Source organism: Paracraurococcus ruber (assembly GCF_004353985.1).
Classification (GTDB): domain Bacteria; phylum Pseudomonadota; class Alphaproteobacteria; order Acetobacterales; family Acetobacteraceae; genus Paracraurococcus; species Paracraurococcus ruber.
The window spans coordinates 34,403-41,425 of the sequence record NZ_SMOA01000035.1 but is presented as its reverse complement, the minus strand read 5'-3'; the positions used below and the strand labels follow the sequence as shown (position 1 = coordinate 41,425).

At 70.0% G+C, this 7,023-nt stretch carries 6 protein-coding genes and 1 tRNA gene; 3 read left to right on the top strand and 4 right to left on the bottom strand.

Going from position 1 to position 7,023, the window contains the following annotated elements; translation table 11 throughout:
* Nucleotides 1–173 precede the first annotated feature (173 nt).
* The gene (locus E2C05_RS09475; RefSeq protein ID WP_133219372.1) at nucleotides 174–1,772 is read left to right on the top strand and encodes a hypothetical protein; all 1,599 of its coding nucleotides are present in this window, start codon (nucleotides 174–176) and stop codon (nucleotides 1,770–1,772) included.
* A gap of 200 nt (nucleotides 1,773–1,972) precedes the next feature.
* Here E2C05_RS09475 and E2C05_RS09470 read toward each other — a convergent pair.
* The 3 genes from E2C05_RS09470 to E2C05_RS09460 form a co-directional block, all read right to left on the bottom strand.
* Nucleotides 1,973–2,048 (bottom strand) — tRNA-Glu (locus E2C05_RS09470).
* Nucleotides 2,049–2,089: 41 nt separating this feature from the next.
* On the bottom strand, nucleotides 2,090–2,263 hold the full coding sequence (locus E2C05_RS09465) for a DUF2256 domain-containing protein (RefSeq protein WP_133219370.1): 174 nt from the start codon (nucleotides 2,261–2,263) through the stop codon (nucleotides 2,090–2,092).
* A gap of 8 nt (nucleotides 2,264–2,271) precedes the next feature.
* Nucleotides 2,272–2,547 (bottom strand): DUF6476 family protein, encoded by a 276-nt coding sequence (locus E2C05_RS09460; protein ID WP_133219369.1) that lies wholly within the window; start codon nucleotides 2,545–2,547, stop codon nucleotides 2,272–2,274.
* Between E2C05_RS09460 and E2C05_RS09455 the strand changes: the two genes are divergently transcribed.
* The gene (locus E2C05_RS09455) at nucleotides 2,516–3,544 is read left to right on the top strand and encodes an RluA family pseudouridine synthase (protein ID WP_133219368.1); all 1,029 of its coding nucleotides are present in this window, start codon (nucleotides 2,516–2,518) and stop codon (nucleotides 3,542–3,544) included. The genes E2C05_RS09460 and E2C05_RS09455 overlap by 32 nt on opposite strands.
* A 235-nt stretch (nucleotides 3,545–3,779) precedes the next feature.
* Nucleotides 3,780–4,661, top strand: a complete 882-nt coding sequence (gene rpoH, locus E2C05_RS09450) for an RNA polymerase sigma factor RpoH (protein WP_192912441.1) — start codon at nucleotides 3,780–3,782, stop codon at nucleotides 4,659–4,661.
* Nucleotides 4,662–5,153: 492 nt separating this feature from the next.
* Here the strand turns inward: rpoH and E2C05_RS09445 are convergent, their stop codons facing one another.
* Nucleotides 5,154–6,926 (bottom strand): radical SAM family protein, encoded by a 1,773-nt coding sequence (locus tag E2C05_RS09445; RefSeq protein WP_133219367.1) that lies wholly within the window; start codon nucleotides 6,924–6,926, stop codon nucleotides 5,154–5,156.
* Nucleotides 6,927–7,023: the final 97 nt, after the last annotated feature.

The following is a 7,023-nucleotide window of genomic DNA, read 5'->3' as shown; positions in this document are numbered from 1 at the left end:
GGCCGCCGCCCGATCCCGCGACGCGGCCGCGCAGGCCGCGGCGCGCCGCCGCGCCGCCCCGCGTGCCGGATGGTCGCCACGCGCGGCCACGCCATCGGCCGCGGCTTAACCCCGCCTTCTCCATCGGCGCCTAGTGTCCGCGCGCATTCCTTTGCCCGCGCATGGAGGCTCCCTTGGTTCTGCCGCTTGCTGTCGACCTGGCTCACCTGTCCTATGCGGAAGGGTCCGGTCCCACCCTTATCGACACCGCCGCCCTGGTCACCGGCTCCGGAAGCTATCGTGGCGGCTCGCTGACCTTCACCCTGTCGCCCGGCGGCAATGTCGGGGAGACGCTCGCCCTGATGGGCAGCGGCACCGCCGATACGGCCGCCGGCGCCATCTCCGTGGTGGGCACGACGGTCTATCGCGGCACCGGTTCCGGCGCCGAGGAGATCGGCTCGGTCGATGCCACGCTCGACGGGCAGGACGGCACGGCGCTGCGGATCAACTTCAACGGGTCGGGCTTCCCGAACGGCAGCTTCGACCAGGGCGCCGATGGCGATGTCGTCGTCACCGGCTGGACCGCCGAAACCGGCCGGACCCGCCTGGACGGGGTGGCCACCATCGCCGGCTGGGCGACGCCGATCGACACGACCTATCCCGCACAGAACACGACCGGCGACTTCAGCACGGATATGGCGCCCGGCACCGGCGCCGCCGCCACGCTGTCTTCCGCCTATGCCGCCGGGCCCGGCGACCTTTCGGTCAGGCTGGACACCGACCAGCTCTCCATCAACCAGCCCTATGGCGTCATCCGCGGGCCTGTCGTGTACAGCGAGGGCGCGGTCTCGCTGGCGGCGAACGACGTCGTCTCCTTCGCCTGGAAGGCGCTGGGCACCGGCGATGCGTATGACGCCTACGGCTACCTGCTGAACGTCGACACGGGCGCGACGATCACGCTGCTCGACAGCACCGGAAGCTCGGGCGGCGTCGAGACCGACTGGACGACGGAAACTCTGACCCTGACCGCCGGGCAGGAAGGTTCCTATCGCTTCGTCTTCGTGGCCGGGTCCTTCGATGCCTCGGGCGGGCAGTTCCTCGGCGGCACGCTGATGATCGACGACGTGACGGTGACCGTCAGCATCCCGCCCAGCCCGCTGACCGCCGACGAGGTCGCGGCGGTGGCGCGGCTGTTGCGGTATGACAACCCGAATTCGGGCCATACGGCGAACACCACCACGCTGACCTCGACCGTCGTGGATGAGTCGGGTGGATCCGCGACCGACACCAGCACCATCTGGCTGTCGACGACCTATGCCGGGCCGGTCGCCAGCCTGCAGAACCAGTGGACCGGCACGGCGGGGAGCGACTACGCGCTGGGCACCGGCGACAACGACTTCATCGCGCTGGGCGCCGGCGATGACGCGGCAACCGGCGGCGATGGCGACGACGTCATCGATGGCGGGACGGGGTCCAACTTCCTTGCCGGCGGCGACGGTTGGGACCGCTTCTTCCTGGACCTGCGTGGCAATGCCGGGCCGACCTGGTCCACGATCATCGATTTCGCGACAGGCGAGCAGGTCGCGGTCTGGGGCTGGCGACAGGGCGTGTCCACGCTGACGCGGGTGGACAGCGACGGCGCGGTCGGCTGGCAGGGCGCCACGGCGCATATCGACGTGGACGGGGACAAGGTCGTCGACGGGTCCATCACCTGGACCGGACGGAGCTGGGGCGACCTGCCCGTGCCGATCGAAACCAGCGTCGCCGGCACCGGGCTGCTCTGGTTCGCCTGAGGCCAGGCGGGTACTCGCGATCCCGACCGTGGGCGGCGACCCTTGCCGCCCACGGCGCGCGGGCGCGATGCGCCTGCTTGGCGATCGCGCGCCAGCAACATCCTGAATGCGGACGCCCGGTCGGGATGCGGAGCGAATTGTCGGTGGATGGTTCGCGCCTGGGGCATCAGGCTGAGCGCCGGCGGCGCTGGCGCGGCCTGTGGCGTCCCATAGGGGATTCGAACCCCTGTTGCCGCCGTGAGAGGGCGGTGTCCTAGGCCTCTAGACGAATGGGACGTGGAGGCGAGGCGCGCTTCTAGGACCGGGACCGACGGGGGTCAAGCGCCCTTTCGGCCCGGCGCAGGCCTGGCGGCAGGGTGCCGTCCCTCCCGGCAGGCGTCCGAGCAGTAGCGGACGCTGTCCCAGTCGCGCGCCCATTTCTTCCGCCAGGCGAAGGGGCGGCCGCAGGCGGCGCAGGTCTTCTCCGGCAGATGCGGCTTGCGGTGCGCCATCGCCGTCCTCACCTGCCCGGCCGGATCTCGCCGACCACGCGGCCGCGCTTCGGGTCCACCAGCAGCACCCGGTCGCCATCCGGCCGGGTCACCCAGACGGCGATGCCGCTTTCGGTCGCGGCGATGCCGCCGATCCGCGCCGTCTCCGGCTGGTCCAGCGCCGTCTCCCACCGGGCACCGGCCACCGGGCCGCCCATGCGCTGGACGAGCAGCACGACGAGGCCCACGGTGCCGCCGACGATCAGCACCCCCATGACGACGACCAGGATCTTGAGCGCGCGCACCGACCACTCCCCCGACGAACCGCGAACCGGCGAGACCTTCGCCGTGACGGCGGCGCCCGGCCAGGCCGGCCAGAGGGCCGACCGCTTCCTCGCGGAGGCGATAGGTTCGCTCTCCCGCTCCCGCGTCAAGGCACTGATCGCCGCCGGCGCCGCGACCCGGGATGGCGTGCCGCTGCGCGATGCCTCGGAAGCGGTGCGCGCCGGCAGCACCTATACGCTGGCGATCCCCGACCCCATGGCCGCCCTGCCGGTCGCGCAGGACATCCCGCTGACGATCCTGTTCGAGGATGCCGACCTCATCGTCCTCGACAAGCCGGCGGGGCTGGTGGTCCACCCCGCCCCCGGCAACCAGGACGGCACGCTGGTCAATGCCCTGCTGGCGCATGCGGGCGAGGATCTGCCGGGCATCGGCGGGGAGAAGCGGCCGGGCATCGTCCACCGGCTGGACAAGGACACCTCGGGCGTCATGGTCGTCGCCAAGACCGAACGGGCGCTGCGCTGCCTGTCGGAGACCTTCGCGGCCCGCGACCTGGACCGTGAGTACCTGGCTTTGGCCTGGGGCGTGCCCAGCCCGCCCGCCGGCGAGATCGAGGGCCCGATCGGCCGCCATCCGACCGACCGGAAGCGCATGGCGGTGGTCGCCCGCGGCGGCAAGCCGGCCCTGACGCGCTATGCCACCGAACGGGCCTTCGGCGCTGCCTGCGCCCTGCTCCGCTGCCGCCTGGCAACCGGGCGGACCCATCAAATCCGTGTGCATCTGGCCGAGATCAATCACCCTTTGGTAGGGGATCCGGTCTATCTTCGGCGGACGCCGTCGGCGGCACGCGGTTTGCCAGACGCGCTGCGGGCAGCCCTGCTGGCCTTTCCCCGTCAGGCGCTGCACGCCGAAAGCCTGGGCTTTCGCCATCCGGTGACCGGCCAGGCGCTGCAGTTCCGGGTGGCGCCCCCGCCGGACTTCGTTGCAATGACGGCATTGCTGGTTCGCAACGCCGAGTAACCGACCGGGATACTCGGTTTTTCTGGACAGAAGCTTGCTGGCGGCGGTACAAACTTCCCGACGGCAGCGCAGCAGGTGCCGAAACGCCCGGACTGGCCGCTTTCCCTCGCCCCGTCGTGACCGGGGCAGGCGCGGTCCGGTGGGCCTGCATGACGTTCGAACTGCCAGGATCGGTCGCGGACCGGGGACCGCCGTCACGGGGTCGCCCACCGCGCGCAGGAGGCAGGTGTCCACGATGGCTTCCAGCTCGGTCATTCCGATTGCCCCAGAAGGCAACCTCTCCCGCTATCTGCAGGAGATCCGCAAATTCCCCATGCTCTCCCCGGAGGAGGAGCTGTCGCTCGCCAAGCGCTGGCGCGACGAAGGGGATGAGCGCGCGGCCCACAAGCTCGTCACCAGCCATCTCCGGCTCGTGGCCAAGATCGCCATGGGCTACCGCGGCTATGGCCTGCCGGTCGGCGAGCTCATCTCCGAAGGCAATGTCGGCATGATGCAGGCGGTGAAGCGGTTCGATCCGGACCGCGGCTTCCGCCTGGCCACCTATGCCATGTGGTGGATCCGTGCCGCCATCCAGGAATACATCCTCCACAGCTGGTCGCTGGTGAAGATGGGGACGACGGCGGCCCAGAAAAAGCTCTTCTTCAATCTCAGGCGCTTGAAGGGCCAGATGGCCGCGCTCGAGGATGGCGACCTGAAGCCGGAGCAGGTGGAGAAGATCGCCCGCGTCCTGCAGGTGCCGGAGCAGGACGTGGTGTCCATGAACCGCCGCCTGGCCTCCCCCGACCATTCGCTGAACGCGCCGGTGCGCGCCGACAGCGAGGGCGAGTGGCAGGACTGGCTGGTCGACGACCAGGAGACGCAGGAGAGCGAACTTTCCGAGCGCGAGGACCTGTCCAACCGCCGCATGCTGCTGGGCGAGGCGCTGAAGACGCTGAACGAGCGGGAGCGCCACATCCTGATCGAGCGGCGGCTGAAGGACGAGCCGACGACGCTCGAGGAGTTGTCGCAGCAGTACAACATCAGCCGGGAGCGGGTGCGCCAGATCGAGGTCCGCGCCTTCGAGAAGCTGCAGAAGAGCATGAAGACGCAGATCGTCGAGCGAAGGCTCGCGGTCTGAGGTTGCGGAGGCTGGCGGCCTGAGCTTGCGAAGGCTCGCGGTCTGAGCCGGCTCAGCGCTGGCTGGTTGCCGGCGCCGCCCCGGATGAGGCATCAGCCAACAGGAAGGCCGGCGGGATCGATCCCCGCCGGCCTTTCTTTTGCCCGGCCGCGGTGCGACCGATCTGAGCGGCCGCCCCGACCCGGCAAAATCCGCAGCGGCGGTTCAGGCGCCAGGAGCATTCGCCACCCCTGCCGCCCCGCGCATTCGGTCGATCACGCGCCGGTCACGCCCTGGCGCGCCACGGTCGCCCGCGCTTTGCATGCAGGGCGCAGGCCACACCGCCGTGCCCCCGATGACGGGACGGCGCGCTGACGCGGCACCGCGTGCGGGCCGCTCCGCCATCCGCCCTGCAGCGGTTCGCGTGACACCCTGACGGCGCAAACCGCCGCAATGCCTTCATGCCGAAGCGCGTACACGCGGCGCGGCGCGCACGCCGCCCCGCGCTCGGCCCTAGCCGCGATAGGCCACGTGGATATGCGCCTGGCCGATCAGCCGGCCGCGGAACACCAGCCCTTCCGGCGCCAGCTGGACATGGTCATTCAGCTGGCGCGTCTCCAGCTCCACCGTGTCGCCATACAGCGTGTCGGTCAGCTTGATGACATCCGGCAGCTGCTGGATCTGCAGGAAGGTGGAGAAGCCGTTGGTGGTCAGGATGCCCAACTGCGACCAGCTCCCTTCCCGCTTCGCCACGCCGTTCCAGTTCTCCCCCAGCCAGCGGCTCGACAGGTGGCTGACCGCCAGGTCCGGGATCGGGATCAGCTTGCCCATGCCCCATTGCTGCGCGAACCAGGTGTCGACGCTGCCGGCCGAGCAGAAGGCCTCGCTGACCGCCTTCGGCCAGCGGTCGCGGATCGCCGCGGCGCGCGGGTGGAACAGCTGGAAATAGCCGTTGGGCTGCATGTTCACGGCATCATCCTGGCCGGCGACGGCACCCCGCTCATGCCTCTGGGTGAAGTACAGGCAGCCCGGATTCAGGGCATGGTTCAGGACGAAGGCGCGCAGCCCCTCGTTCATGAAGACATCCGCGTCGGTCAGCACCACCCAGTCGGGGTCGGACAGCGCCGCCAGGCCGTCATTCAGCATCCGGCCCTTGTTGAACGAATGCGCATCGTCCCAGCAGCGGTCGGACAGCACCAGCTTGGCACCATGCTGGCGCGCCACCGCCTGGGTGTCGCTGTCCGTCGTCGTCGTCACCACCACCAGCTCGTCGAACTGGTCCACGTTGTGCGGCAGGGTCTGCGCCAGCGCCGCGCCATAGCCGACCGAGACCAGCACGGCCGACAGCCGCCGCGGATAGGCGCTGCGGTTGCCGATGCCGACCCGCCGGTCGGAGCCGACATAGTTGTCCCGCCGGTCCACCACGCGCTTCTCGGCATGGTAGGCGGTGTCGAACAGCTCGAAATGCCCCTTGCGCACCGCCGGGCTGCCGGCCTGCTGCAGCAGCTTGCGCGACTGCGGCGAGATCACGTCGCGGTCCAGCGTGTCGAGCTGGGAGGGGCCGGGCTGGGCCAGGGCGCAGTAATTGCAGAGGTCGAGCTGCTGCTTGAAATCGGCCGGGGTGCGCTGCCACCAGCCCTGCTCCACCGGCCAGGCATGCGCGCCGTCGAAGTACAGCCGGTCGATCGCCGCCGCGACTTCGCAGAAATAGGCGCCCTTGTCGTTGATGGCGGCGGACCACATCCGCTGCACCCAGCAATCGTCGCGGTTCTTCTCCCACTGCTCCTGGGAGATGCCGGTCCTGGCGATGTAGTCCTCCCGCGTGATCAGCAGGGCCTGGTGGCGGCCGCCGCTTTCATGCGTGTTGGTGTTCCAGTGGCCATAGACCTCCATGATCGTCTCGTAGTGCCGGTAGAAGCCGGCGCCGAGGCTGGTCCAGAGGCCACGACCGGTCGAGCGGTCGAACAGCCGCTCGGTCGCCAGGTCGTTGAAGTCGGCCACCGGGCGGCGGCCATTGCCGGTCAGCGGCCCGCCCCAGAGCTCCGCGAAGCGGCGCGAGATGCGTTCGAAATCATGGTGCAGCGTGGGTTCGCCGGCGATGATGCCGATGACCCGGTTCTCGCCGTCCCAGCCCTCCATGCTCCTCACCGCCCGCTCGAAGGTTTCGAGCGGCATGTCCTCCCGCTTCGGCTGGTGCGCGATCAGGCGGGTGCAGTTGGAGCATTTCAGGTGGCATTTCGTGCTGATGTCGATCTGCACGATGTCCATCTCGGCGGGCGATCTCACGCGCTGTCCTCCTGACGGGCGGCGGGCGCGGGCGGGCGCCGCGCAGTCGGGGCGGCAGCATCGGCTGCCGGCGCTGAAGGATCGGTAAAGCCGGCCG

Excerpts from the sequence above, each read along its gene's own strand:
- E2C05_RS09465 (WP_133219370.1), bottom strand. The coding sequence starts at position 2,263 with ATGGCGCACCGCAAGCCGCATCTGCCGGAGAAGACCTGCGCCGCCTGC.
- E2C05_RS09455 (WP_133219368.1), top strand. The coding sequence starts at position 2,516 with ATGACGACGACCAGGATCTTGAGCGCGCGCACCGACCACTCCCCCGAC.
- rpoH (WP_192912441.1), top strand. The coding sequence starts at position 3,780 with ATGGCTTCCAGCTCGGTCATTCCGATTGCCCCAGAAGGCAACCTCTCC.